The sequence below is a fragment of the Streptomyces yerevanensis genome (genome assembly GCF_000716805.1).
In the GTDB taxonomy this organism is placed as follows: domain Bacteria; phylum Actinomycetota; class Actinomycetes; order Streptomycetales; family Streptomycetaceae; genus Streptomyces; species Streptomyces flaveus.
Map to the genome: position 1 here is coordinate 1 of NZ_JNWJ01000297.1, position 225 is coordinate 225.

At 70.2% G+C, this 225-nt stretch carries 1 protein-coding gene; it reads left to right on the forward strand.

Going from position 1 to position 225, the window contains the following annotated elements:
• Nucleotides 1-225, forward strand: a 225-nt coding sequence (locus tag OP79_RS57975; RefSeq protein ID WP_033330056.1) for a RidA family protein, incomplete at both ends; no start/stop codon positions are given.

Here is a 225-nt window from a genome sequence, read left to right on the forward strand (position 1 = left end):
GCTGCTGGGGAGGGGCGTTGTCGGCCGGGACGTGGAGCTGGAGACGGCGCGGGAGCTCGCGCGCCATGCCGCGCTCAACTGCCTCGCTGCCGCCGTGCAGGCGGTGGGCGATCTGGACCGGGTCCGGATCGTGCAGATGCTGGTCTTCGTGGCCAGCACGCCGGACTTCGGTGAGCAGTCGAACGTCGCCAACGCGGCCAGTGAACTGCTCATCGAGGTACTGGG